The sequence below is a fragment of the Blastococcus sp. KM273129 genome (genome assembly GCF_021698995.1).
Taxonomy (GTDB): Bacteria; Actinomycetota; Actinomycetes; order Mycobacteriales; family Geodermatophilaceae; genus Blastococcus.
Window position 1 is genome coordinate 133,018 of sequence record NZ_SSXB01000001.1, and the last position, 24,537, is coordinate 157,554.

General features: G+C 70.3%; 23 protein-coding genes. 10 read left to right on the forward strand and 13 right to left on the reverse strand.

Annotation, left to right across the window (positions count from 1 at the left end; translation table 11 throughout):
* The first annotated feature begins 272 nt into the window (after positions 1-272).
* From E9565_RS00615 to E9565_RS00625, 3 genes are all read left to right on the forward strand, one after another.
* A complete protein-coding gene (locus E9565_RS00615; RefSeq protein ID WP_236833824.1) occupies positions 273-686 on the forward strand; it encodes a hypothetical protein in 414 nt (137 codons plus the stop codon).
* An 83-nt stretch (positions 687-769) separates the two neighbouring features.
* On the forward strand, positions 770-1,675 hold the full coding sequence (locus E9565_RS00620; protein WP_236833825.1) for a hypothetical protein: 906 nt from the start codon (positions 770-772) through the stop codon (positions 1,673-1,675).
* Complete coding sequence (locus tag E9565_RS00625; protein ID WP_236833826.1) at positions 1,672-2,292, forward strand: hypothetical protein; 621 nt, start codon at positions 1,672-1,674, stop codon at positions 2,290-2,292. Before E9565_RS00620 ends, E9565_RS00625 begins: the two co-directional genes overlap by 4 nt.
* A 121-nt stretch (positions 2,293-2,413) precedes the next feature.
* Here the strand turns inward: E9565_RS00625 and E9565_RS00630 are convergent, their stop codons facing one another.
* Positions 2,414-2,881, reverse strand: coding sequence for a hypothetical protein (locus tag E9565_RS00630; RefSeq protein WP_236833827.1), 468 nt, complete (start codon positions 2,879-2,881; stop codon positions 2,414-2,416).
* 121 nt (positions 2,882-3,002) lie between these two features.
* Here E9565_RS00630 and E9565_RS00635 point away from each other — a divergent pair, with 121 nt between their 5' ends.
* A complete protein-coding gene (locus E9565_RS00635) occupies positions 3,003-3,221 on the forward strand; it encodes a helix-turn-helix domain-containing protein (protein ID WP_236833828.1) in 219 nt (72 codons plus the stop codon).
* A gap of 246 nt (positions 3,222-3,467) precedes the next feature.
* Here E9565_RS00635 and E9565_RS00640 read toward each other — a convergent pair whose 3' ends face one another.
* The 5 genes from E9565_RS00640 to E9565_RS00660 are packed head-to-tail and all read right to left on the reverse strand — an operon-like array spanning position 3,468 to position 10,585.
* A complete protein-coding gene (locus E9565_RS00640) occupies positions 3,468-4,862 on the reverse strand; it encodes a DUF2399 domain-containing protein (RefSeq protein WP_236833829.1) in 1,395 nt (464 codons plus the stop codon).
* Positions 4,853-8,023, reverse strand: coding sequence for a hypothetical protein (locus tag E9565_RS00645; RefSeq protein ID WP_236833830.1), 3,171 nt, complete (start codon positions 8,021-8,023; stop codon positions 4,853-4,855). Before E9565_RS00645 ends, E9565_RS00640 begins: the two co-directional genes overlap by 10 nt.
* Positions 8,020-8,667: a hypothetical protein gene (locus tag E9565_RS00650; RefSeq protein WP_236833831.1), complete on the reverse strand. Its 648-nt coding sequence runs from the start codon at positions 8,665-8,667 to the stop codon at positions 8,020-8,022. Before E9565_RS00650 ends, E9565_RS00645 begins: the two co-directional genes overlap by 4 nt.
* Positions 8,664-9,242, reverse strand: a complete 579-nt coding sequence (locus tag E9565_RS00655) for a hypothetical protein (RefSeq protein ID WP_236833832.1) — start codon at positions 9,240-9,242, stop codon at positions 8,664-8,666. Before E9565_RS00655 ends, E9565_RS00650 begins: the two co-directional genes overlap by 4 nt.
* Entirely contained in the window at positions 9,239-10,585 is a 1,347-nt protein-coding gene (locus E9565_RS00660) for a hypothetical protein (protein WP_236833833.1), read from the reverse strand. The genes E9565_RS00655 and E9565_RS00660 overlap by 4 nt, the downstream gene beginning before the upstream one ends.
* A gap of 256 nt (positions 10,586-10,841) precedes the next feature.
* Here E9565_RS00660 and E9565_RS00665 point away from each other — a divergent pair, with 256 nt between their 5' ends.
* The 4 genes from E9565_RS00665 (at position 10,842) to E9565_RS00680 (ending at position 15,815) form a co-directional block, all read left to right on the forward strand.
* Positions 10,842-11,927 (forward strand): type IV toxin-antitoxin system AbiEi family antitoxin domain-containing protein, encoded by a 1,086-nt coding sequence (locus E9565_RS00665; RefSeq protein WP_236833834.1) that lies wholly within the window; start codon positions 10,842-10,844, stop codon positions 11,925-11,927.
* Positions 11,924-12,886: a nucleotidyl transferase AbiEii/AbiGii toxin family protein gene (locus tag E9565_RS00670; RefSeq protein WP_236833835.1), complete on the forward strand. Its 963-nt coding sequence runs from the start codon at positions 11,924-11,926 to the stop codon at positions 12,884-12,886. The genes E9565_RS00665 and E9565_RS00670 overlap by 4 nt, the downstream gene beginning before the upstream one ends.
* A gap of 548 nt (positions 12,887-13,434) precedes the next feature.
* A complete protein-coding gene (locus tag E9565_RS00675; protein WP_236833836.1) occupies positions 13,435-14,424 on the forward strand; it encodes a DUF4238 domain-containing protein in 990 nt (329 codons plus the stop codon).
* A gap of 146 nt (positions 14,425-14,570) precedes the next feature.
* Entirely contained in the window at positions 14,571-15,815 is a 1,245-nt protein-coding gene (locus E9565_RS00680) for a DUF4032 domain-containing protein (RefSeq protein WP_236833837.1), read from the forward strand.
* Positions 15,816-15,828: 13 nt separating this feature from the next.
* On the opposite strand, the gene E9565_RS00685 is transcribed toward E9565_RS00680, so the two are convergent.
* From E9565_RS00685 to E9565_RS23020, 7 genes are all read right to left on the reverse strand, one after another.
* The gene (locus tag E9565_RS00685; RefSeq protein WP_236833838.1) at positions 15,829-16,107 is read right to left on the reverse strand and encodes a hypothetical protein; all 279 of its coding nucleotides are present in this window, start codon (positions 16,105-16,107) and stop codon (positions 15,829-15,831) included.
* 352 nt (positions 16,108-16,459) lie between these two features.
* Positions 16,460-16,687: a hypothetical protein gene (locus E9565_RS00690; protein WP_236833839.1), complete on the reverse strand. Its 228-nt coding sequence runs from the start codon at positions 16,685-16,687 to the stop codon at positions 16,460-16,462.
* 166 nt (positions 16,688-16,853) lie between these two features.
* On the reverse strand, positions 16,854-17,291 hold the full coding sequence (locus tag E9565_RS00695; RefSeq protein ID WP_236833840.1) for an HIT family protein: 438 nt from the start codon (positions 17,289-17,291) through the stop codon (positions 16,854-16,856).
* A 26-nt stretch (positions 17,292-17,317) separates the two neighbouring features.
* Positions 17,318-18,349: a nucleotidyltransferase domain-containing protein gene (locus tag E9565_RS00700; RefSeq protein WP_236833841.1), complete on the reverse strand. Its 1,032-nt coding sequence runs from the start codon at positions 18,347-18,349 to the stop codon at positions 17,318-17,320.
* Positions 18,350-18,392: 43 nt separating this feature from the next.
* Complete coding sequence (locus tag E9565_RS00705) at positions 18,393-18,644, reverse strand: hypothetical protein (RefSeq protein ID WP_236825540.1); 252 nt, start codon at positions 18,642-18,644, stop codon at positions 18,393-18,395.
* A gap of 37 nt (positions 18,645-18,681) precedes the next feature.
* The gene (locus tag E9565_RS00710) at positions 18,682-19,131 is read right to left on the reverse strand and encodes an HIT family protein (RefSeq protein WP_236833842.1); all 450 of its coding nucleotides are present in this window, start codon (positions 19,129-19,131) and stop codon (positions 18,682-18,684) included.
* A gap of 943 nt (positions 19,132-20,074) precedes the next feature.
* Positions 20,075-20,476 carry a sigma factor-like helix-turn-helix DNA-binding protein gene (locus E9565_RS23020; protein ID WP_236833843.1) on the reverse strand — a complete coding sequence of 134 codons (402 nt, stop codon included), beginning with the start codon at positions 20,474-20,476 and terminating at the stop codon, positions 20,075-20,077.
* A gap of 348 nt (positions 20,477-20,824) precedes the next feature.
* Here E9565_RS23020 and E9565_RS23025 point away from each other — a divergent pair, with 348 nt between their 5' ends.
* Positions 20,825-22,096, forward strand: a complete 1,272-nt coding sequence (locus tag E9565_RS23025; RefSeq protein ID WP_236833844.1) for a PP2C family protein-serine/threonine phosphatase — start codon at positions 20,825-20,827, stop codon at positions 22,094-22,096.
* A gap of 473 nt (positions 22,097-22,569) precedes the next feature.
* Positions 22,570-24,522 (forward strand): hypothetical protein, encoded by a 1,953-nt coding sequence (locus tag E9565_RS00725; protein ID WP_236833845.1) that lies wholly within the window; start codon positions 22,570-22,572, stop codon positions 24,520-24,522.
* The last annotated feature ends 15 nt before the right edge of the window (positions 24,523-24,537 follow it).

The window sequence follows — 24,537 nt, forward strand, 5'->3', positions numbered from 1 at the left end:
CTCGACGGCCGCTTCTCTCTTCAGCAGAGTGCGATCCTGCCGCTGGCTGCCGCTGGTGGATGACGAACCCCGATCCGCGGCGGGCCCGATCGGCATCACTAGCGCACCGACTGTCCACCGAGGGCCAGCCTTCCTTGCGCTCCACCCCCTCCCGCGCGACAGAGGTCCAATCACGCAGGCGACAAGAACGTGCGGCGAATAGGTACACCGATCCTCTCCACCGGCCGATGCCTGACAGGACGACATCCGCCCGACACGAGGGAAACAGGTCCATGTCCCGCAATCCCGCCGACGAGGTCATCGACTTCGTCATGCTCCACCTCGCCATGCACCAGCGCCCCGACGAGGGCGACGACCGTCCCGAGGACGAACCCCTCTCGGAGGCCTACCACCAGGCGAGGAAGGACGTCACCGCCCTGGCTGCGGCCGATACGGACCTGTGTCTGGCCCTTCTGGGCGACCTGGCCGGTCACTTCGCGGCCACGCTCGGGCAGCAGGCCGGGCGCCGGGCGGTCGAGAAGGTGATCGACGACTGGGCCGGCCGCGGCTGGACCCCGGGCATTCACCGCGCGGAGGCGATCACGCCCACCGCCGTGCCCACCGTGACGCAGCCGGACGGGAAGCCGTCCACGCGGCCCATGCCCGGCGGCCCGCGGTGGGCAGCCGGGGAGCCCGCCCCGTTCTGACGCCGTCCCCGTCCGCGGCGCCCGAGAAAATGGCTGAGCGGTCGGGCAAGTCAGCACCGAATCGCGCCGATGCCATCACGGTGATGACCTTCGAGCAGCCGCAGCCTGCACAGTGGACCGTCCGCGCGCTGGCCCACCACCTACCCGACGGGCTGCCCACCGCAGCGCTCACCATCCTGCGACTGCCAGGGCAAGCGGTGCGCCGCGGCCCCTGGTCGACCCTGGTGGGGCAACTCCTGCTGGACACCGTGGACCGCTGCCGTCCGGTCGTCTACACCTGCGCCGACGAGCCCTACCAGCACTGGCCGGAAGAGGGCTGCAATCGGCTCGGCCCCCACTACGCGGGGGTCAGCGATGCGTGTGGCTGCTGCCCGCCCGAGCGCGGTCACTTCACCGCCCGCCGTCGCGGACTGCCGCTGATCGGACCGTTCCGGTCCACCGTGGACAACCTCACCGCGGCGCTCGCCGACCACGAGCCAGACCACGGACCCAGCCTGGTACTCATCGACAACGTCGAGCACGCCCGGCCCTACGCCTTCCAACCCGGCGGCGTCTATGACGGCGACAATCGCACCGCCAGCCTGGACAGCGTCGAGAACACCCGCCGATGCGCCAGCGACCTGCTGACCTTCGCTACCGAACGGAGCGCGGCACCGACCGTCGCCTGCACCTGGGGCGACACGACCCCACTGCCTGCGGCGCTAACCGAGGTCGCCCGCGTCGTGATCACCGCGCTGCCGTGCGAGCGCCGCCGACCGGTCACCCTCCACCTCCAGGCTCGGCGCAGTCTGCAGGCCCCCTGGCCACCGTCGACCGAAGTGGTCCTGCCCTGGTTCGACTGGGGCTTCGACGACCGGGACCTCGACGATGAAGACGACGCCTTCGAGCAGCAGGCCGCGCAGTCGGCCGGCGGGCAGCCCCTCGCCGACCCGCCGGCAACCCCCGACCCCTGGGCCGCGCCCGTCGTCTGGACGGGAGCCGATGGATGACCCGCACCGAGCCGCCACACCGCCGCACCGCCGCCCCCGGCCACGCCGCGCCAACCCGCGGCACAGCGCCCTGGATCGCCGACATGCGCCGCATGGGCTTGTACGTCTCCACCGACGGCACCGAGGTCACGGTGACCTCGCAGGTCCTGCCCTCGCTGTTCGGCCGCGCCGCCTATCAAGAGTTCACCGTGACGATGAGCAGTACGAGCCTGGTCCGGTTGCGTCATCTGCTCACCGGTGGAGTCGATGTGCTGCACATTCCGGTGCGCGGCCGAGTTCTCACCGACCAGGGGGAGTTGCGCTCGACCAGTCGGCTGATCGCCAGCGCCCAGTACCTGCCGGCTCGGCGGGTCGTCCTGGAGGTCACCACGTGGGTCACCGCCGCCGACGGCAGCGAGGCGTGGCTGGACACCTACCTGCTCGACGATCTCACCGGCCCCGACCTCGACCACGTCGAGACCGTGCATGCCATGTGGAGCGCCGGGGTCAGACCGTGCTACGACGCCGCCCGCTACATCGCCGCGACGCCCGGCGAAGCGCGCACGCTGCACGACACCCTCGCCCCGGCGGAGCGGAACGCCCGGATCGACCTGCTCATTGCTCTGCGTACTCCCTGACCAGCACGCGCAGGCGCGGCACCTGCCGGCACCTGCAGGCCGGCGAACACGGGTGGATCCGTTCTCAGTCCGGTGCGCCGACGGCAGGCCCCGTGCCACCGCACCGCGACGGCGAAGTCCGCTACGGCCGCAGGGTCTGGATGAGGAACCGGAACGGCGGCTCACCCGGGGCGTGTCCATGGCACGGGGTGCGCCGCACGGTGATCTCGACCTCCACGGTGTGATGCGAGTCGGCGATCACCGGCCAGCCGGTCTGGCCGTCCTCGATGGCGAACGGATGGCGCACCGCATGCGCCACCTCCTCCAGGATCCTGTCGGGGTCCGGCGCCACGAGCGGGGTGATGGTCTGCACCTCGTCCAAGGGCATGTCGAGGACCGTTCCGTCGTCCAGTTCGATCCCGAGGCCGGGTAGTTCTCGGCCCTGTTCTCTGGTGAACCAGACGGGACCGTCCGGCCGTCCCTCGATCCGTTGCCCGTCGCGGGTGGTGACCGCGATGCGTTCGTGCATGCTCAGCCAGGCGGCGGTGTGCCGCTGACCGTCCTCGGCGACCATCTGCCAGCAGTCGCAGGGCTGGGCGTCGTCAGGCATCGGCTCCCCTTCGGTGAGCGGTGGGACCGGCACTACCCAAACACAGCATTTATGCCGTGGTAAGGGGGTTCTGGTACACGGACGGTTGCACTCCGTGCCCGGTCGCAAGTCCAGCCCCCACGTGACTCTGAACTCCGAGCGCAGCCGCGCCCTCGGCGATCGCCTGCGGCAAGCCCGGCGGGCCGCGGACCTGACCCAGGAGGCGCTCGCGCAAGCCTCCGGTGTGGGCACCGAGCACGTGCAGCGCATCGAGCGAGGCGCCGGCAATCCCACCGTCGCCACCCTCTACGCGCTCAGCGACGCCCTGCACATTCCGATCGCGAACCTGCTGCCGCAGTGACCGCGTCGCGCTGTCAGCCCCTGGCTCAACCCAGACCAGCCCCCACCCGCCCGGGGCATGGCGCACCCCACCTGGGCACCGACACCCGAGCCGGTGCGCCTGCACCGGTGGCTGGTCCGGCCGCCGGGCCGCGAGCGGACGGGGCTCGCGCTGGCCGATCTACACCGTGGTCAGACCACAGCGGCGCGAAGGTGCAGCGCCGGTGAGCGCGGCCTGGGCCGGCCGGCGGGCCGGCGACCCGAGTGGTCACACCGGCCGCGCCCGACCGGTCGCCAGCCACTGCTCGACGGCGGCGCGGACGGTGTCTTCCTGTTCCACGCGGTAGCCGCGGCCCAGACACGCGCCGGCCAACCGGCCCGCCGACCCGTCCAGCCGCTCGCGCAGTCCCCGAACCGTGGCACCGTCGGCCGGCCAGGGCCGCTGCCGGCGGTGTGGCCACTCACCGGGATCGCACAGGGTCACCCGCGCGGCCACCTCGGGAGGCAGCGCGTCGAGGACCGCGGCTGCGATCCGCACCCCGCCGAGGTCGGCATCGGGGCACAGCAGCACCCGCGGGACCTGGTCGATGAGCGCGCCGAGCAGGTCGAGCGCGGCCGCGCTGGGAGTGCCGGCGGTGTACGCCACGGCGACGGTCGTGCCCGGCGCGGCGAGGCGTTCGGCGAGCACCTCAGCGGCCTGCAGGTTCTCCACGATCACCAGATGCTGCGCGGGGCTGACCAGCGTCAGACCGGGCTGGTTGGCGCGGATGAGCACCGGCCCGTCGAGGGTGGACAACGCCACCCGTGTACCGTTCCGCTCGGCGTCGACCGCGCCGGCGACTCCGAGCCGGGGTGCGCGGCGCAGGCCGAGGGCGATGGCGACCTCCGCGTCGACGCCGGCGTCGGCCAGCACCCCGAGCGCGTCATCGCGGATCTTGCTGTCGGCGAAGTGGGCCAGCGAGAACGCGCGGGGGCCGTCGTGGGTGACGCCGTCGAGCAGGTCGGTGGTCGCCGCGAGCAGCACCAGACGGCGGACCCGGCCGGTCTCGTGACGCAGCGCGTGCACCAGGGATGCAGCCGCCTCGGCCGAGACGCCCAGCGCGAGATCCCCGTCGGTGTGTGCCGTAACGAGCCGGGTGAGCAGGTCGTCGCGGCGCTGTTCCATCTGGTCGCGGCGTGTGGTCACCGCGGAGGCCCGTGCCTGGGCCAGCCGTGCACCGCGGTCGAGCAGGTGCCAGCCGGTTGGCGCGCCCAAGCGCATGTCTTCGGTGACCGTGCAGCACACGGCGACAAGTCCGGCACGCGCCCACGCCTCGGTGACCGGCCACGCCCGCTCACCGAACTTCCGCTGCACCGCCGCCCAGGTTCGCCGCGCTGCCCCCAGCACGAACGACGCATCCGCTCCGGCCGGGTCCGGTGCGGCCGGAACGTCGGCGTGGGTGGTGGCGGTGAGCGCGACCGCGGTCAGCCGCAGCCGCCGGCGCCGGTCGGGGACGACCCGCCACCCGGCACCGTCGGCGACCACCCGCTGGACCGACCGGGCGACCAGGCCCGCGGGTACCCCGTCCAGCGGCACCACCGGGCCCAGGGTGGAGGTGAAGCGGCGAACGGCGCGGGTCAGGGCCGGATCTTGGGGTGACCTGTGCGGGTCGGTCAGCTCCACGGCCGGCCGGCGAGCAGCGCCTCGGCGGTCAGCTCCACCCGGGCGCGGTGCTCATCGAAGCCGAACATGCGGGTGGGCTGGTTGAGCGCCTCGGCCTTGGACGGATAACTGAAGTACAGGACCTCGCCGCAATAGGCGGCCGCGTCGGGCATGACCGCGTCCTGGCAGGTGCCCAGCACGGTGATGCCGTACTCGGCGGCGACGGCGGCGACCGCGGTCAGCACGTCCCGGCGGTGTTCATCGCCGAGCGAGTCGCCCAACTCGTCGAGGATGAGCACCCGGCCTTGCGGATGTGGGCTCGCCAGCAGCGCGGCCAACACCAGGTGCACGCTGAACAGCTTCTCCTGCGCGGAGTTGGTGGCGTTGTCGTAGCGCAACATCCGCCCGCCGGGGGAGCGCCGCCACTTCGGCACGACCCGCCAGGTCCAGGCGTCTTCCGCCGCCGCGGGGCGCAACACCTCCCAGTCCAGTTGGGCGCCGAAGCCCTGGGCCGAGAGGTTGAGCCGATTAAGCGCCTCGCTGATCGCGGCGAGGTTGCCCTCGATCCGCTGCTCCAGACTGTCCTGGATGTTGTCCAGACCGGACTGCATCCCGGCCAACTTCTCCTCGGCGAAGGTGATCTCCTGCTCGCGCTGCGCTCGTGCGGTGCGGATCTGCTCGGAGGCGAGCAGATCCCGGTCGGCGTAGCGCGCCAGCCAGGCGTCGATGGCCTGCGCCAGCCCGCTGAACCCGATCTCGTCGCGGCCCAGGCGGGTGCCGGCGCTGTCGGCCAGGTGTTCGCGCTGCCGTACCGCCTCGGTGATCTCCGCCGTGGGCGCGCCCGCACCGCTGGATCGGTCGATGTCGAGCAGGGTGACGATCGCAGTCAGCCGATCATTGGCCCGGTTGCGCAGCGTGTCCCGAGTGCGGCGTTCCCACTCCCGCGCCGGATCCTGCGGACCGGTCGGGCGGGCATGCCCGTCCTCCCACCGCAGGGGGCCGTCGTCCCAGTTGAGTGCGTCGCGGGCGTCGCGGTCACTGCCGCCGAACTCGGCCAGCCAGTAGTCCAGGCCCAACCCGTCGAGGCTGCGCTGGATCTCGGCCACCGCGCTGCGCGCCGCGGTCAGGTTGCCCTCGGCGCTGCGGCGGGCGGCTTCGGCGCCGGCGCGGGCCGCCTCCAACGCGGTCACCTCCGACCGCGCCCGGGTGTAGGCGTCCTCCAGCACGCTGCGCCGCTCGGCCCGCTGCTGCACCCGTCGCCCCGCGGCCGGCAACTGCTCCTCCTCGACCTGGCGCAGCCGCGCGCTCACCTGGGCGTGTTCGGCGGCGGCGCGGGCGGCGTCCAGCGCGCCGGCGGCGATCTCCTCGCGCTCCCCGGCCCGCCGGGCTGCCGCGGCGGCGGCGCGGTGCGCGGCCTCGGCGTCATCGAGCCGACGGCGCAGCGCGGCCACCAGTTGCGTGCGACCGGTCGTGGGATGCGGAAAGCCACCGACGACGGTCACGTGCAAGCCGGCATCGATCACGGTGTCGACCATCCCGGGCCCGGGGGTGACCCGCGCGGCCAGCTCGGTGAGGAAGGCGCGCGCCCAAGGCGGTGCCGCGCGCAGCCCGTCGGGCGGATCCGTCCGGTCGTCCGATCCACCGATGACGATGGCGCCGGGCACTGCGGCCAGTTCGGCGACCGCATGCGAGACCTGGTCGGTGTGCACGCAGACCGCATCCCGCCACGGGTGCAGGCGGGGCTCCCACTCGCCGCGGGCAGCCGGGTCGACCTCGACGGCATCGAGAAGCCCGACCGCGGCGACACCAGCGTCGGCGAGCACGGCGAGGCAGCGCCCGGCGTCACCGCCGCGGCCGGCCTCGGTGTCGCGCACCTGCTCGCCCAGTGCCTCCACGCTCTGCTCGGCGGCGTGCGCCCGACCCTCATCACGAGCCCGCGCCTGCCGGGCCTCGGCAAGCCGGGCCTCGGCCTCGGCAACCGACAAGCGGGAGCGCAGGGCACCGCGGGCTTCCAGCCGGATCAGGTCCTCGCGGAGCCGAGCGGCCTCGGTGGTCAACCCCGACTCGCGCCGGATGGCCTCGCTGTGCTCGGCGTCGGCCTGCTCGTAGGCATCCTGCGCGGCGCGGGCACGGGAGGCCACGCTGGCGTCGTCGGCGAGGGCACGTTCGGCATCGCGGGCGGCGGTGTAGGCCTGCTGCTGCTCGACCAGCGTCTCCTGGGCCACGGCCAGCTCCTCGCGCAGGGCGGCCTGCCGGGCCAGCGTGTCGAGCAGCCCGCGGGCCAAATGCTGACGCCAGAATCGCTGTCCCTCATCGAGCTGTTCGCGCACCCGGGTCCGCTGCCGTACGTCGGCGAGGATGGTCTCCTCGCGGCCAAGATGGCGTTCGTGGTCGGCCTTCGTCTCAGCCAGCGCCGCCGCCTGGGTGGCCAGTTCGCGGCGTTGGGCCTGTTCGGTCTCCAGCGCGGCGCTGCGGCCGGTCAGCCGGACCAGCGCGGCCCCGATGTCCTCCGGTCGGAACGCGCCGGCGTCCATCTTCAGCAGGGAGGGGCCGCTGCGTTGCTTGCCGCGGGCGGCGACGTAGGCCAGGCAGCGGGGGCTGCGCCCGTAGAGCGCGTCGATGTAGCCCTGCGCGCCGAGCTCGTCGGACCGCAGCGACTGCCACACCTTCGGCGCCAGCCAGGTTCGGTCCTGGTCGGTGTCCCCCTGCACCAGATGGACACCTGAGGCGTGCCGGACGGTCAGATACTTGGGGGTGGAGGCGATCCGCATCCAGACGGTGTGGGCGGTCCCGGCGGGGTCGTCGGGGTCGGCGAACACGCCGACGATGAACCCCACCTGCGCCGCCGGGAACCGCGCGGCGGCGACTCCGGCGGTGTCGGGCTCGAACAACAGTTGAGCGACGTCGGCGACTCCGCCGCCGGACACCCGCCACTCGGGGTCGCCGAGCAGTAGGGCGACCGCGGCGTTGAACGAGGTCTTGCCGGACTCGTTGGAGTCCCGCGGCCCGCGGCCGGTCACCGCGATGAACGACGACGGCCGCAGCACCACCGGATGGCTGGTCAGCCTGGCGATGTCGAACGTCTGCACGGCGACGAGTTGCCGCGTGCCGATCACGCCGAGGCCTGCGTCGCCCGAGGCCGTCAGTGTGTCGCTGGGCGCGGCGGTGTCGAACAGGGTCATCGGGCCTTCTCCTCTGCCGGGACTGCGACCGCCGCGCCAGCCCCGGAGGGGCCGGCGCGGCGAGCGCGCAGCACGTGCGCGTATGGGCTGTCGGGCGCGGCGAGCAGCAGCAGGTCCTCCCACAGCCACGTGGTTCGCTGCCGGGTGAGGCGCAGCAGCGCCGGGCCGGGCACCAGATCGGCGCGGTGCCCGGGACGCAGCAGCCCGAGCGTCCGCAATCGCCGCACCGAGGTGGTGATCTGCGCCTTGGTCAGATGCCGGTTCCGCGCCAACTCATCGATGCTGGTCGGGCGGGCGCCGTGCTCGACCACCCAGGCCTCGCCGGCGACCTCCCCGCGGGCGCGTGGAATCGCCACGGTCCGCAGCAGCACGAGCGCCAGCACGGCCCGATCCACCGCCGACACGGTGCCGTAGCCGTGGCAGACCAATGCGTCAGCGACCGTATCGTCGTAGCCGCTGACCCACCCCTCTTCGACCGGCAGCAGCACCCGTCCGCAGGCGGCCAGCCGGTCGGCCACCACCCGCCGCAGCGCCGGCTCCCGCAGGGCCATGAAGGCCGCGGTGGGCAGGATCCCTTCGGCGATCTCCAACGCGCCGATCGCGTCCCGAACCGCAGCGTCCTCGTCGGCGGCCAGCGGCGTCACCGCGCACCATCTCGATCCCCGAGTTCCTCCGCGGCGGGGAGCCGGTCGTGGAAGCGCCGCAGGGCCTCGACGAACGCGCCGGGCAGTCCGGCGGCCGCCGGTCCCAGCCGCAGCCGGTCGCCATCGCCGACGACGAGCAGCGCGGGTCGCAACTCGTGGTCCAGCGCGGACTTCACCCACATCGCCGGTGCCCCGAGGTGACCGGCCAGGTCGACGACTGCGGCCCGGGTGAACGGTTCACCGGGATGCGGATCGGCCGACCGGTCGGTCCAGGCCAGTCCCAGGCAGCAGGCCCAGGTCAGTCGGGCCATCGTTCCCGCCTGGCGGACCCGGTAGGTGTGCGTCTCCTCCGGTGACGGCGTCGTCTGCGGCTGCCAGCCCAACGTCAGCCCGTCGACGAGCCGTGGACTGGACGCGGGGGAGGGGACCGGTGCCCGCAGCAGGGTGCGGCCGGCAGCGGCCGACGCCACGGCGGCCGCGCTGACCGCTGCCGGGTCACTGGCGCTCATCGGCAGCCCGCCAGTGGCGCGCACCGCGGCCAGCAGGACCGCGGCGTCGGCAATCGGTTCGGTCATGCCCTCTCCTGAGCCTCGTGCATCGCGGCGGGAGGTTTCGCCGCGGCACCGTTCCTGCTCCCGGGTCCGGCGTCGGGTTCCGCCGGCGGGTCGCTGCGCCGCAGGAACACCGGATGCCAATAGGTCACCGGCCCGTCTGCATCGATCAGCAGCAGCTGCCCCAGCTCCACCGCGAATGGCTGCCCCGGGTCGTGCGCTACCGCCAGCAGGTCCATCAGCTGCTCGGCGGCGGCCGGCCACCCCAGGGCACGCAGTCGCGCCGTCAGCTCCACCTGCTCACCGCCCTGTAGGTGTTCCTCCACGGCCAACCGGCGGCGCCGCTGGTCGTCGGCGTGCCGGCGCTCCAGCGCCGCCAGCGGATCCGGGTCCGGGTCGCCGGCCGGTTCCGGCGGACGGACCCGGATACGTCGCCGCGGCGCGTACTCATCCAGCGCGTCCACTACGGACCCCGGATCCAGCCACGGCTGCGGCGGGTCAACCACTAGGTGCGCGCCGACGCCGGCCAGCTGCCCGACGTCGGCCTCCAGCGCCGCGGACAGGTACTGCTCGGGGGTGAGCACGCTGAAGTCCAGCGACGCCCCACCCTGATCCAGTACCCGGTCGACCGCGGCCAGCACCTGCTGCCGGTAGCCCAACTCGGCTTCTACCAGCCCAAACGCCAGCTCACCCAACTGGTGGTCACGACCGAAGCGGTCGGTCACCAGCCGATTGAGCGCATGCACCTGCTCCTCCACCCGACGCGGATCGTGGTGGCGCTGCTCGGCGATCAACTCCCCGATCGGTGCGCTCTGGATCAGCCGGGCCAGCGTCGCCCCGTACACCGACAGCAGCTGCCGGCACCGCCGCAGGTGGCTGACGACCAGTTCCCGGTCGGCGTGGCCGTGTTCGATCAGCCAGCGGGTGCGGTCCAACAGCATGATCATCTCGTCGACGCCGCCGGTCGCTCCGAGCCGCTCGAAGACGAGCAATCCGGCCATCCCCGCCGGGTCGAGGACGTACCGGGGCTGGTGCTTCTTCTCCAGGAACGGCCGGATCAGCCCCATCCGGACGAACAAGTCGAACCGGGCGTCGAACAGTGCCGCATCGACCGGCCGGCGCCGGGCGATCGCCGCCTGCACCTGGGCCTTGGTCATGCCGGAGACGCCGGGATGATCGGCGAACGCCTCGGCCAAGTCGCGCGCCATCTCCAGCGCGCGCGGGTCCTCGACCACCGCACCGGCATCGGCCGCGATCGGGGCGACGAAGGACCGCAGATGCCGCAACAGTCGCGCATCGCTGATCCGCCCGTCCCCGGCGCGCGCAGCAGCTGGGCGCGGCACGTCGAACAGCCCGTCCTCGACCATGCTCCGTCCCCCGTCTCACTGACTCGGTGGGCCGGGACGGTAGCGGCCGCCAGCGACAGATCCGGACTCGTGATCACCCGATCGGGTCTAGGGGAGGTCGTAGCGGCAGGATGGATGCGGTTCGAAGGGGTGGGCGTGGCCCGTCGACGCCTCCGTGTCGGTGTCCCGGCGCTTCACCTACGGCCTAGTACTTCGAAACTCGCAGCCTGTAGCTGCAAAACTAACCGCTAAATGCTACTTTTGCAGCATGACGGCGGTGGAAGAGCTGACCCTCCTCAGCGACCTTGCCAGTGACCAGTGGGGGCTGATTACCGCCACCCAAGCCCGCCACGCCGGCGTCACCGTCCAGCAGCTGGCCCGCCTGACCCGCCAGGGCGCTCTGGAACGACTGCGTCATGGGGTCTATCGCCTGGCCGGTGCCCCCAGCGATTCCCGAACCGAGCTCAAGGCCGCCTGGCTGAGTCTGGCACCCCACCTATCGATCGAGCAGCGGCTCGCCGACCCCGCCCCTGCTGTGGTGTCTCATCGCTCAGCCGCCGACCTGCACGAACTCGGTGACCTGGAGGCCGACGCCTTCGAGTTCAGCCTTCCGGCCCGCAAGCAGACCCGGGATCGGCACATCCGGCTGCACCGTCGGCACCTCACGCCGGATCAGTGGACGGTCGTGGACGGTCTGCCGGTGACCACCGTGCCGGTCACCATCGGTGACCTCGCGCGCAGCGGCATCGACGGCGGTCATCTCGCCGGAGTCGTGCGAGACGCCCTCACCACCAAGCACGTCGACGTCGACCAGGTCGCCGCTGCCCTCGCGCCCTTCGCGCGCCGCTACGGCGCCCGGCCCGGGCACGGCGACGAACTTCTCCGACGCTTTCTGCACCAGGCCGGCGTGCCGGCGAGCACCCGCCGGGTGGGCGAACTGCTCGACCTTCCCCGGCCGGACGTCACCGCGGTGCAGCAGGCGCTCGCAGAGGCGCTGCGCCCGTCGACGACGGCGGCGCTGCAGCAGGCGCTCACTGCGCTCCGGCCGGGCACTACAGCGCTCAGCCAGGCAGCCGCCGACGCGCTCGCTCCGGTCGCGGCCAACCTTCAGCAGGTCACCGCGGCCGCGCTCGCTCCTGTTGCCGAAAACCTGCAACGCGCCCTCGCGCAGCAACTGACCTCCGGCCTCGCAGTCGGGCGTGCGACCGAAGGGCACCCTCGGGGGGGCGATCTCCAACCGATCGGCGCCGCGGCGGACTCCTCATCCCAGCGGGCCCCCAGTGCTCCTGCCGGAAGCCACCCTGCTGACCGCGAGCACGCAGAACTCACGAACGCCGAAGACGACGCAGAGAACGACGAGTGACCCAGCCGCCCAAGAGCCCCACGGCCTTCAAGACCTCGCTCCGCGACCGGCTGAAGACCCGAGCCAAGTCCACCGGACGTCCCTTCAACGAGCTCGAACGCGAGTACCTGCTCCAACGCTTCCTCGCTCGCGTCTTCGCCGACCCGGACAGTCCCTGGATCCTCAAAGGCGGCACGGGTCTGCTCGCCCGCCTGCCGGGCGCGCGCCACAGCCAGGACATCGACCTGCTCCACCGCACCCAGACCCTCGAAGCGGCCGCCGACGACCTTCGACGACTCGCCACGGCCGACGGCGGTGATCCCTTCCGGTTCGTTCTCACCGACCCCGTCGCCATGACCGGCACCGTCAACGGCGCGCAGATCCGCGTGACCGCCTACCTCGGCGCCACCGTCTTCGGCCGCTTCCCCATCGACCTGTCCACCGAACTCGCCTTCGTGGCCGAAGTCGAGCGGCATCGCCCCACCCCTGTCATCGAGGTGCCCGACGTCGCGCCGCTGCCCGAGTTCACCCTCTATCCCCTCGTCGACCAGGTCGCCGACAAGGTCTGCGCCATGTATGAACGGCACGGCCCCCAGCAGATCCCCTCCACGCGGTTTCGCGATCTGGTCGACCTGGTGCTGATCACCCGCGAGTTCCCCCTGGACGGCGACCAGCTGTCGGCAGCCCTGGCGCAGGAGGCTCAACGCCGAGGACTCACGCTCCCGGCCACGCTCGTCCTCCCCGACAGCACGTGGACAGCCGGCTACCCCAAGGTCGCCCGGCCCACCATGGTGCCCAAGGAGCTGCAGACGGTTCCCGCAGCGCTCGAAGCGGTGGCCCGCTGCATCGACCCGGTGCTGGTCGGCCAGGTCGCCGAGCAGCAGTGGGAGCCGGGCCGCCAGCAGTGGGTCTCCGCCGCAGGGGGCGACAGCTCGTCCGACCGCGCGACGGCGGCCGGCCCGCCCGTGCCTGGGGTGTAACCGCCCGCTTGGCCGGCAAGTCATACGCCGTGCACAGGAATCTCCCGATGGACGCCGAGGAGCGGCCGGCGACGCTGTGGGCTGTGATCCCAGAGTGCGCCCTGAGTAGGCGTAGCCGTCGTCTTCGGGATGTGCGTGGGCGGTTAGCATGATCGCGCGGGAGAAGGCGGAGAAGGTCCGCGACCACCTCCTCACCATGCTGGGGGACCGCCGGGAGGTGACCGGGGTCGGCATCGTGCGACACGGTCACGGCTACGGCGTTCGGGTCAACCTATCGGCGCCGGGCATGCGCCTTCCCTCAGAGATCGACGGTGTCCCCGTCCAGACCAGGGTGACCGGCCCCGTGGTTGCTCACCGCCCTGCAGCCGTCTCCAGCGTGAACCGCCGGGCCGGGTGATGAGGCGAACCGTCGAACGGCTGCAGTATCGGACCCGAGTTGCAGGGACATCAGACCGGACCGTCGGGGCGCCGCGCGGCCACGGCACGACCACCCTCGACCGCACTCGCCGACCACCACCGCTGCCGCCCGCTCGGCCTACCGTGGCGCCGTGCCCCGCCACCACCTCGTTCCGCAGATGTACCTGCGGAACTTCGCCGACGAGCACAACCGGCTGCGTCTCGTCAACCGGGACGCCCCGACGCGAACCCTGCTCAGCAGCGTCAAGCGGGCGTGCAACGAGGTCGGCTTCTACGAGTGGCGTCCCGGCCTCGCCGTGGAGGAGGTGGACGACCCCGCCGTCCTGGACCCCGAGCACATCGAAGGCCTGCTCAGCGTCTTCGAAGGCCGGGCTACCGCGGCCATCGGCCGGATACTCACCACCGGCAATCCTCCCCGCACCACGCAGGACCGGTACGACCTTGTCCACTTCGTGGCGCTGCAGACCGCCCGCGGCCGACGCTTCCGCGACGACCTCGGTCAGATCGCGACCTGGGCTGCCCGGCGCCACCTGCGTGAGACCGTCACCCACGAGCAGGCCGCGCAGTGGCTGAGGAAGCACGGCCGGCCCCACACCCGCGCCGATGTCGACGCCTTCTTCGACCGCGTTCTCGGGCCCGGCGGCCCGACGCTGCTCCCGGACAAGACCTTCGCGATCCAGCAGGCCTTGCGCTTCGCCTATCTCGACGTCGCCCCCCGGCTGTGGACGAGGCGCTGGCACATCGTCCAGTTCGACCGGCCGGCGCTGCTCACCAGCGATGAGCCGGTGGTCGCCTGGCACCCCGACAACGAGCCGGTCACCGCCGTGACCGCGCCCATCGTGTGGCTACCACTCAGCCGCCGGCACGTTCTCGAACTCCGCAACGCCGCGCACGGTGACGGCGCCAGCCGTCGAGGCCGACCAGAGGAGGCCCGCCGCATCAACTCACTCGTCGCCACCCAGGCCGAGCAGTGGATCATCCACCACCCCGAGGACCAGGCACTGCTCACCCATCTGGACCTGGGCCCGCGTACGTCATGGGCCGAGGAGACCATCGACCGTCGAATAGACGGCGACACCATCCAGGAGACGCGCCGCGTCCGGCGACTACCACAGCCCTGACACGCACCTCCCTGGTGTTCCTCGCGCCTCCGCGCCCGCCGGGCCGGACCTGGCCGTCCGTCCCGGACCGTCCAGGTCGGAGACCTTAAGATCGCGCTCTCGGAGCCCACCCCGGGGCTCCCGTTGACGGATCGACGGAGCTGCTGATGCGGTTCGTGTTCCGGCCGCCAGCGACCGACGGCGCGGGGCTGCTCGACCTGCCGTGGCACTTGCCCCTGGCCGAGTGGGATCCAAGCCTCCTGCTGGAGGTGCCACAACGCGGCATCTCCCGACATGTCGTCCGGTTCGTCGCCCAGGCCGGCGGCGTCTTCGCGCTCAAGGAGATCAGCGAGCCTCTCGCCCGGCACGAGTACGCCCTGCTGGGCCACTTCCAGGAGGAAGGACTGCCGGCCGTCGCGGCGCTGGGCATCTGCGTGGACCGCCCCCACGGGCAGGACGCCATCCTCGTCACCCGGTACCTCGAATACTCGATGTCCTACCGGTACCTCTTCTCCCGACCCACCGGGCGCCACTCCGTGGCCCAGTTGCTCGACACCCTCGTCGTCCTGCTCGTCCGGCTGCACCTGGCCGGGATCTTCTGGGGCGACTGCTCCTTGTCCAACACCCTGTTCCGGCTCGACGCCGGCACCCTGGCCGCCTACCTGGTCGACGCCGAGACCGCCGAACGTCATCCCCAGCTCTCCGACGGCCAGCGCAGCTACGACGTCGACCTCGCCCGGGAACGGGTCGGCGCCGAACTGCTCGACCTGCAAGCCGGCGAACTGCTGCCCGAACAGATCGATCCGATCGAAGTGGCCAACAGCCTCCCGCCGCGGTACGAGGCGTTGTGGAACGAGGTGACCCGAGAGGAGGTCTTCCGGCGCGAAGAACAGCGTTACCGGATCGCCGAGCGGCTGCAACGGCTCAACGACCTCGGCTTCGACGTCGGAGAGGTCGAGCTCGTCACCCTGCCCGACAGCAAGGTCAAACTGCGGGTGGAGACCCGGGTCGCCGAACCCGGAAACAACCGCCGAGAACTGTTCCGGCTCACCGGACTGGAAGTTCAGGAACGCCAGGCTCGCCGACTGCTCAACGACCTGCGTGGCTTCCGCGCCTACCTGGAAGAAACCCAGGGACCAGTAGCCGAGAACGTCGCCGCCCACCGCTGGCTGGCCGAGGTGTACCAGCCCGTCATCGACGCGATCCCACCGGAACTGGTCGGCCGACTCGAACCCGCCGAGGTCTTCCACGAAGTCCTCGAACACCGCTGGCTGCTCTCCGAACGCGCCGGGCGAGACGTGGGCACCATGGCTGCGGCCCGGTCCTACTTCCAAGGTGTGCTGTCTAGGATTCCCGAGGAGGTTACGACAGCCTCGGTGATCGCCAAGCGGCAGCAGCCGAATGCTCGATGAGGCGCGACGGCGGTCAATCAGAAAGAACGTCCTCAATGTTGGTGCGCCACTGTCCGATCAGAGCAGCGTCCTCATCCTCGGAAAGCGGGCCGCAAACACTCTTGAGGTCATCGATCAGGTTGCGCACCGAGACAGCCATGTGATGGCCCCGCGGAGCAGACTCCAATGCGCCTGCCAATCCGCCCAAGATGATGACAGCCTCCACGAGCGCGCCGCGCTCAACACTGACCGGCCGGCTGTACGTGTCGTCGATCGAGTGTGACGGCACCGGCGGAGGGTTCTGGGCGGGCATCGTTTCCCCTGCTCATCGCTACAGACGATCTTGATTCAAGCATGACGGCCAGGAACCGACCTCGTATCAGGCAGGCGACCGGCGCCCGCCGCGGACCTGGCGACAAGGACAGCGTAAAGCCAGACCAAGCGGCGCTCAGGAGACCAGCCGATCCGACTGCGGCTGCCGCGCCGCCGTAAGCACGCATCGCGACAATGTCAGCAAACCGGAGCCCACGGCCCGGTTCATCCTTCCGCCGCCTCCGCGACGGCCGGCTACGCGGCGATCGTGGGTCAACCAGCGGTCCGCGGTGTGCCCGACCGCACGATCCGTCAGCCAGCAAGACAACACCGTCCGAAGGCGCGAAAGCGCGCTAGTCGTGAGTCGAGTCAGCTATTTGTCGCGCCAACTTTCCGCCACCGACCGGGTCGAGTTCGATGCCCATCTCGTCGTGCATGCGGCGCAGTTCAGCCAGGATCTCACTCGCGGGATGCCCGGCGTGCGACTCCCGCAACTGGTCGATCCGCGCTTCCAGTACGGCCATCGCGCCGATCTGCCGACCGAAATCACCATGAAACTGAAAATCGGGTGTGGACGACACGGCTGCCTCTCTACGGTTGGTCGGTTGTGGCGGCGGATGCAGCCACCTGGTCAGTGAGGACCGAACGTCGCTCGCTGCTTGGGCCTCGCCGCTCACCCAGGCGGTAGCCGCGATGCATCCAGTCCGTGCTCTGCTGTCGTCACCGCGCCCCTGCATAGCCGAGCGATCACGTTGGTCGCGGCTGGTTGAGGGCTGCCTCCAACTGACCGCGAAGGCGTTCTGTGACGGCCGCCGGCAGCTCCGTCATCGGTCTTGGGTCGCTCCAGGGAGGGCGGGTCGGTAGCGGCTCGCGCGCTGGGTCGCGGGGGATGACGTGAACATGCAAATGCTGGTTGGCGTTGCCGAGCACGGCATAGTTGATGCGAGCGGCTCCTACGAGTGGGCGCAGAATGCGCCCGAGGGACGCGACGTCGGACCAGACGTCTTGGAGGTCGGCAGCATCGAGATCCTCAAGGTGTTCGGCGTGCCGGTTGAAGACCAGGATCGCACGCCCAGGAAACCGGGCGTCGCTGTAGAGCCCGAGCCTGGTGGCCCGGAGCGACGGTGCGTCCACCGGCAGGTAGAGGCGGAAGCCGCATGTGGGGCAGGACCAGGCGTCGGGCACAGACGTTCCTTACGGCAGGCGATGCGTCAGAAGGTCAAGTACTTCCGGGTCAGGGCCTGCAGCGTCACGTTGGACCGCCCGAGCGGCTCGGTGGACATGAACAACTCCTCCAACGCGTTCTGCAGGTCCATCGTCCGGTCCCGGGCGGCCGCGAACTCTTCCGGAAGATCAGCAGCGCCGGGGCTGTCGACGCCCTTGATCGCGCTGCGCCACGCCTTGTTCTCCTGCCAGCCTTGAAACTGGTCAGCGATCGCGAGGACGTCGCGGAGCGCACCGGCGGTGGCGCCTTTGGGATTGACGTACTGGTGCAGTTGGGCAAGCCGCGCCAGGGGAGGCATCGCGAACTGCTTCATCAAGTACGCGCGCGTGGTGTCCTTCTGCTCGATGACCGGCATGAAAAGGGACATGATCGACCCGGCGAACGTCCACTTTCGGGACGTGCGCACTTTGATGTACCGCAGGCCCCACTTTTGGCCTTCTATCTCCTGCCAACGCTTGGCCTGGTAGTCCACCGCAATGGTGCGCCAAAACCGCACCATGTCGTTGAACAGGAACCTGGGGACCCGGGGCTCATCGGCGCCGGCATAGTCGTACAGGTACCGGCTGAGAATGGAAGAGACGAGCGCTTCGTACCGGCTGTGCTTGTTCAGCCACTCGCTCTCCTGGAGCACCAGGATGCGCCGAGAAAGCGACTTGTTGGTGTCTTCGTCAAGCCCGATCTGATTGACCATGTCCGGAGCACCCACGACTACCCCGAACAGATTGGAGGCGCCGGGCTCGGCCGCCGCGATCGTCGTCAACGCCGACCGCGCCGCCTTGCGGAAGGTCTGAATGATGCTCGGGTTAGGAACGATCTCGTTGGCCACCACGAGGTAGTCGAAGTCGCTTCCAGGAGCCATCTCGTCGCGGGCCATCGACCCAAAGGCGACGATGTCCAACCCCTGGCCCGTGGTGAAGCCCCCCAACTCCTCGTCGAGATACCGGTCCACCTCGGCTCGTGCGTCCGCCAGAGTCTGTTGGGTCCTGGCGGCCGCGGATGCGAGGTTGGCCAGGTCCACGTCCAGTCGTGTTTGGGTCTCGACGAGGACCGGGTGCATGCGGTCAGGCCACGTCGGACGTCAAGATTTCGGCGGCGTTGTCGTGTAGTGCTCCGAGTGCTTCGGCGACGCGCAGGGCCCGCTCGATCGACCAGTGGTCTTGCCACAGGAGGGCCTCGACCCCGGAGGGGGCAAGCCCCAACTTCTCGGCGATTTCTCTCCGGTCCCGCTGCTGAATGATTTCCTTGGCGCGCTTTTCTAGGCGCTCGGCGAGGTCACGCTCGATGTGACCAGGCTCGGTGAGGAAAGCGGTCATCGTCTTCTCCTGGGGTAGCGGACGGGGCCTATCTGCACTATCGGCGTGTCGTCTGCCGGTCATGACTGATCAGCCGGCTGGCGATCTCGTCCTTGATGGCTTCCCGCTGGGCGGGCGGTAGGGGAGTGGCTGGCTGGTCGGTCTGCCACGGCGACAACCCCGGCGCTGGGTCGAGGGTCCACCGCCGCGGGATGAGGTGGAAGTGCACGTGTGAGATCACGTTGCCCAGCACTGCGTAGTTGATCCGATCCGCCGCCACGGCGTCCTTGATGGCCACCGCGGCCCGGCGTGCATCCGCAAGCGCGGCACTCGCCAAGTCTTCCGGCATGGTGGCCAAGTCATCGAAATGCTCGTGCACGACCAGCAGGCAGCGCCCGGGATACCGGGCGTCGTCGTAGAGGCCCAGCGTGGACACCTCTAGGTCGGCCACCGGATGCCACAGCGACATGCCACACCGGCTGCAGGTGTAGGAGGGGCGCCGGGTCATGCGCTCATCAGACAGCCCAGGTACGACAGGTTCTGGTCGACAGGCCGCCTGGTGTTGCGGTCGAGACAGACGCGCCCTTGCGAGGCATCCGAGGTATCGCGACGTGCCTGCTGCAGTCGGCACCTGTCCTGCGGACGTGTCCTGGCATCGCCGACGAGGGCTGCGCACAAGGGCCAGCCGGCGTATGCGGCACCTCTTGAATCAGGGGTCTTGCGGTCCGCGGACCTCATGAGGGAAGTGTCGGGGCCGCCCCTCGCGACGGCCACCCGTCCGCACCCGCCCCGAGCTCTCACCTGCGTCGTTCTAGCAGGTCCCCGCCAGTAAGGGTCGACCTGCCCCTTCGCCCGCCGCGATTCTCCTGAGAGCTGACCGCGTCGAGTGCCGAACCTCACCGCAAGCAGGGTGGGGATGAGGTGCTTGCCGACGGACTCGCTCGGCCAAGGCTCACCGGAAGTCGTGGCGCTGCGGAGCCTGACCCGAAGCCTGGGCACCTGAGTTGCAGTCATGGCGCCTCGGGGAGAAGCCCTGCATGTGCCCGGCCGAGCCGCCGGAGTCCTGTCGCACGTCGGTAGGGCCGGCCCCACGGCTCCCCCGCCTCGGCCATCACGGTAGGAGTCAAACTGCGATCTATCGCGTTATCGCCTTCCCCCGACTTGGTGACAGCGCTGCAGCCGTCAGCCCGCCTCGCCACGCGATTCGACGTCCGAACATCTTCGATTGCTATTCCAGTTCGACCTGCGGTGCAGTCGCCGATCTCATGGACATCGGGGGGGACACCAGCGGTCTGGACGATGGTCGGCAGTTTCACTCCCTCAATACCTCAACGAATAACTCCACGCACCCGCACAAGACAGCCGCCTCAGCCAAAACCGACGGGACCTCCCGGCGACTGGGACAGGATGAGTAAATGGATGCAGCCTCGACGGCGCGAGGCATCAAAATCTCACTTCTCCAGACTAGCTGCCGCGTCCTGCAGCAGCCTGGAGATGCGCTGGCGGGTAAGTCCAAAAAGGACGCCGATTTCTTCCAGTGTCATTCCCTCGCCGCGCAGCGCGGCTGCCTTCGCCTGACGGAAGCGAGTGCCTGCGCCCTCGAATCGAGCGGTCGCGTCTGTGAGGATCTGGACGATGAGGGGGCGACTCTCGCGGGCCACGATCTCTCGGTAGGTCAGTCCCTGCGCCCGACATCCCCGGATGTCGGCGGCCTGCTCCCGAATCAGGGCCATCACCTCAACCATCTGCTCCGCAACGGCGACCAGGTCGGCGAGCGCCCGCAGTGGCGGGTCCTCCGGAAGGCCGCCCGCAGTCACGTGTCGGGGTTGCCCGAATCGGTCGTCGGGTTCCACGGCTGCCCCTCTCTGCGGGTAGGTCGTCGGCCGCTCGACTTCCCCAGTACAGTCGACACGGGAGCGCAACGATCGTTGACAGCTGGGTTCCTCCACGCAACGATCCGGTTCCCGCCGGTGGTGGAAGCAGTCCTCCTGGCGCCGACCTAGTTGCAGTGTGCCGCGCGGCCGCCAGCCACGCGGCACTGGGGCTTGTCCAAACGGAGGGGGAGTGGCTTGACCATGCATGCATCCCCGTCTCCCGATGGCTCGGCCGACCGACAGCAAGCGGCCCCGCTTGCTGATTCCGGGTTCGAAGAAGCCCTGACACACCCCACGGCGGGCGATCGAGAACAGCTACTGCGCCGGGTGACCGAGGCCTTGGTCACCACTCTGGAGCCCGAAGAAGCCGCGGCTCGTTTGTGCGACCTGGTGGTGCCGACCCTGGCGGATTGGGCTGTGGTCACGCTGATGGACGAGGTGCCGAAGCCAGAACAGCGCCGTCGGCTCTGGCACACCGTCAGCCGCCACCGCGATCCCGCCCGGCAAGCCCTCGCTGCTGACTACGCCAGCACCAGGTTGGACGCTCTCACCGATGACGCCCTGCTGGTAAGAGCGGTACGCAACGGCCGCCCGGAGCTGCTGCGCGGCAACGCGACCAAGAAACTGCAGGAGATGCTGCGGCTAGGGCCGGCGCACGACCTGCTGACCGCCCTCGCGCCCGAGCACGTGATGGTGCTGCCGCTGCTCGGCCGAGACGGCGCAACCGGGCTGCTCAGCCTCTTCAACGGCTCCGATCGAGGCCCCTTCGCCGCCGATGATCTCGCCGCTGCTGTCGACATCGCAGCTCGGGCGGGACTCGTCCTCGACAACGCCCGTCTCTACGACGCGCAGAGATCGCTGGCCGAGGCTCTGCAGCGATCCATGCTCACGGAGCCGCCAACCATCGAAGGCCTAGAAGTCGAGGTGCGCTACACGCCGGCGGCGAAGGCGGCCGAGATCGGCGGCGACTGGTACGACTGCTTCATCCAGCGCCGCGGGGTCACCTTCGTCATCGGCGACGTCGCAGGTCACGACATCAGCGCAGCTGCAGTCATGGGCCAAGTTCGCACCCTGCTGCGCGGCATCGGCATCGCCACCCAAGCCAGCCCCGGGCCGCTGCTCGACGCCGTCGATACCACGATGGCAGAGCTCCAGCTGGGCACGCTCGTCACCGCCGTCGTCGCCCACCTCAGCTCGGTTGAGGGCCGTGCACATTCGGGGTGGCAGCTGCGCTGGGCCAATGCCGGCCACCCGCCGCCGCTGCTGGCTCACCCCGACGGTCAGATCACCGTCCTCAACACCACGCCAGACATGCTCCTCGGCGCCGCGACCGGCGTTGTACGCAGCGAGGCCACGGCACCGCTCGAACCCGGCGACATCCTGCTGCTGTACACCGACGGACTCATCGAAACCCGCAGCCGATCCATCGACGACGGCATCGATCTGCTTCGTCGCGTACTGGCCGAGCTCGTCGCTCCAGACGGCGCGCAATCGACACCCGTCAACCTTCACGACCTCTGCGACAGACTCCTCGACCGCGTCCTGTCTTCCGATCCCGAGGACGATGTTGCGCTCCTCGCCGTTCGACCGGTCCTCTAACCCGGGGCTTTACCGCGGATGATCTAAGGGCTGGTCCGGGAGTGCGAAAGGTGCCTCTGACCTGCGCCGCCGGAACCGGGGAGCCGCTGGCCTTTCTGCTGCGGCCAGGGAATGCCGGCTCCAAGACCAGATCCCACGGCCGGTTCATCCTCCCCGCTGCCTTCGCGACGGGAGGCGACCCGGCGATCGCGGGTCAGCCAGCGGTCCGCGGTGTGCCGACCGCACAGTCAGTCAGCCAGCAAGCTGACGACGACGGAGGCGAGATTACGAGCCGTCGCTCGAACCGACGCGGCCCGCGTCAGCCAGCGTGGACACAGGCCTCGCCGCAGCGCCCCCCTTGGCCTTCGGGGTTCAGGATGAGCGTGGTCAGCTCAGCGTGGCCGTCCAGGGCGTGCCGAGCGCCGCCCCCAGTCCGCGCTAGTAGCCTCGGTGCATGCGCGGGTGGGGAGGTCCGGTGCCCCGCGAGTGGTCCGATGCCTGACTACGCCACCTACCTGGAGTCGGCATTTCCGTTCGTGAAGGTGTCCCGGCTGGTTGCCGCCGATCGGCGGGCGCCTGACCCGGCTTACCAGGCACACCGCTGGTGGGCTCGCCGCCCTCCCGCGCTTGTCCGTGCGGCACTGCTCGGCGCGACCCGGCCAGCGAACACGTCGCCACGCTCGTTCTGGCGGACTTACGCCAACCCCGAGCCTCACCTGGCCGGACTAACCGTCTCCGACCCGTTCCTCGGCGGCGGAACCACTCTCGTTGAAGCCGCCCGTCTCGGCGCCCGTGCCGTCGGAACCGATGTCGATCCACTCGCCGTCGCCATCAGCCACCACCAGCTGTCTCCGCCGGACGGCAGCGAAGTGCTCCAGGCGGGCCTGCGCTTGTTCGCTCGCCTTCGAGCCGACCTCGGGCTCCTCTGGCCCGAGCCCGATCCGGGCGCGTGGCAACCCTTGCACTACTTCTTCGCGCCGATGGTGACGTGCCCTACCTGCCGCCACGACTCCCTGCTGTACCGATCGTTGATCCTCGCGCGCAGCGTCGGTCTGCCCGGATCCGTCGTTCGCGACGCCGCCGTCGTAGCCTTCTGTCCCGACTGCCGGCGCCCACAGGACCTGGACGAAGACGCCACCGCACTGAGCTGCTGTGATCGCACTCGACGCCTCACGGAGGCCACCTTCGCCCGCGCCCGGTACACCTGCCCCGCGTGCGGAACCCGCAGTCAGCACGAAGAGCTGCAGACGGCTCGCGCGCGACAAGCACTACTGGCCGTCGAAGAGACCCCTGTCGAGGGCACCCGCAACGGTCGCGCGCGCCGCCGCATCCGGGCCGGTGACCCGTCCGAGCAGGCGATAGAGGCGGCGGCCAGCGAGTGGCTCGCGCAGTCCGGCGTCACCACCCCGGCCGGCGTTCCGCTCACCGCCGCCCTGAACGATCAACGGCCGCTCAGTTTCGGTATCGACACCGTCGGCAGGCTGCACACCTCCCGGCAGCTCGCCTACCTGGCTTGGGCGCAGCACCTCATCGCCGAGATGACCGAAGCCGACGAGGTGAAGAGGGCCCTTCGGCTAGCCGTCTCCAGCACCATCACGTCCAACAACCGGTTGTGTGGCTACGCGACTGACTACGGGCGGCTGGCTCCGCTGTTCAGCGTTCGAGCGTTCGCCCTACCGGCGCTCACCGTCGAGTTGAACCCGCTCAACCCAGACGGCGGGCGCGGAACATTCCTGGCCGCCCTGAACCGCGTTGGCAGGTCGTGTGACCAAACGGTCAAGCGCAGCGTCTTCGATGTGCACGGACAGGTTCAGCCCGTCGTCATGCCGCTGCCTCGGGGACATGCTGCGCACGACGTTCGATGCGCGGATGCCACCGCCGACGACGCGCACCCATCACCCGACAGCGGCGGTCTCGCCGACGTGTGCCTCACCGACCCGCCCTACTTCGACTTCATCGCCTACGACACGCTCAGCCAGGTCTATCGGGCGTGGCATCCGGCCCCCGCGCTGGCCGGAACTCCGCTCCACCCGGACGGTGAGGATGCGGTCGGCTCGTTCGGCACTCGACTGGGCGCCGCGCTGGCCAAGGCGACGGCAACGTGCAAGCCCACCGCCCTGATCGCCTTCACCTACAAGGGCAACAATGACGCCTGGAGCGCCGTAGGGCTGGCCCTTGATGAGGCGAAACTTCGAGTGACAGCGATGTGGCCCGTGCTCGCCGACCCTCACATGGGCCATCACGCCTCCGAGGGAAACTGCGAGTACGACATGCTGGTCGTCGCTCGCCCGATCAGCGCCACCCGAGGCTGCCCCGCGGCTGTCACCAGCCCGCAGCGGTGGATCAGGGCTCTCCGAACGGTCCGAAAGGTGTCGTCCGCGGACCAGAGCAACATGACAGCGGCCCTGTCGATGGCGGCGGGCCGGTGGGGGACCGTCAGTCCCTAACGAGACCCACCGGGG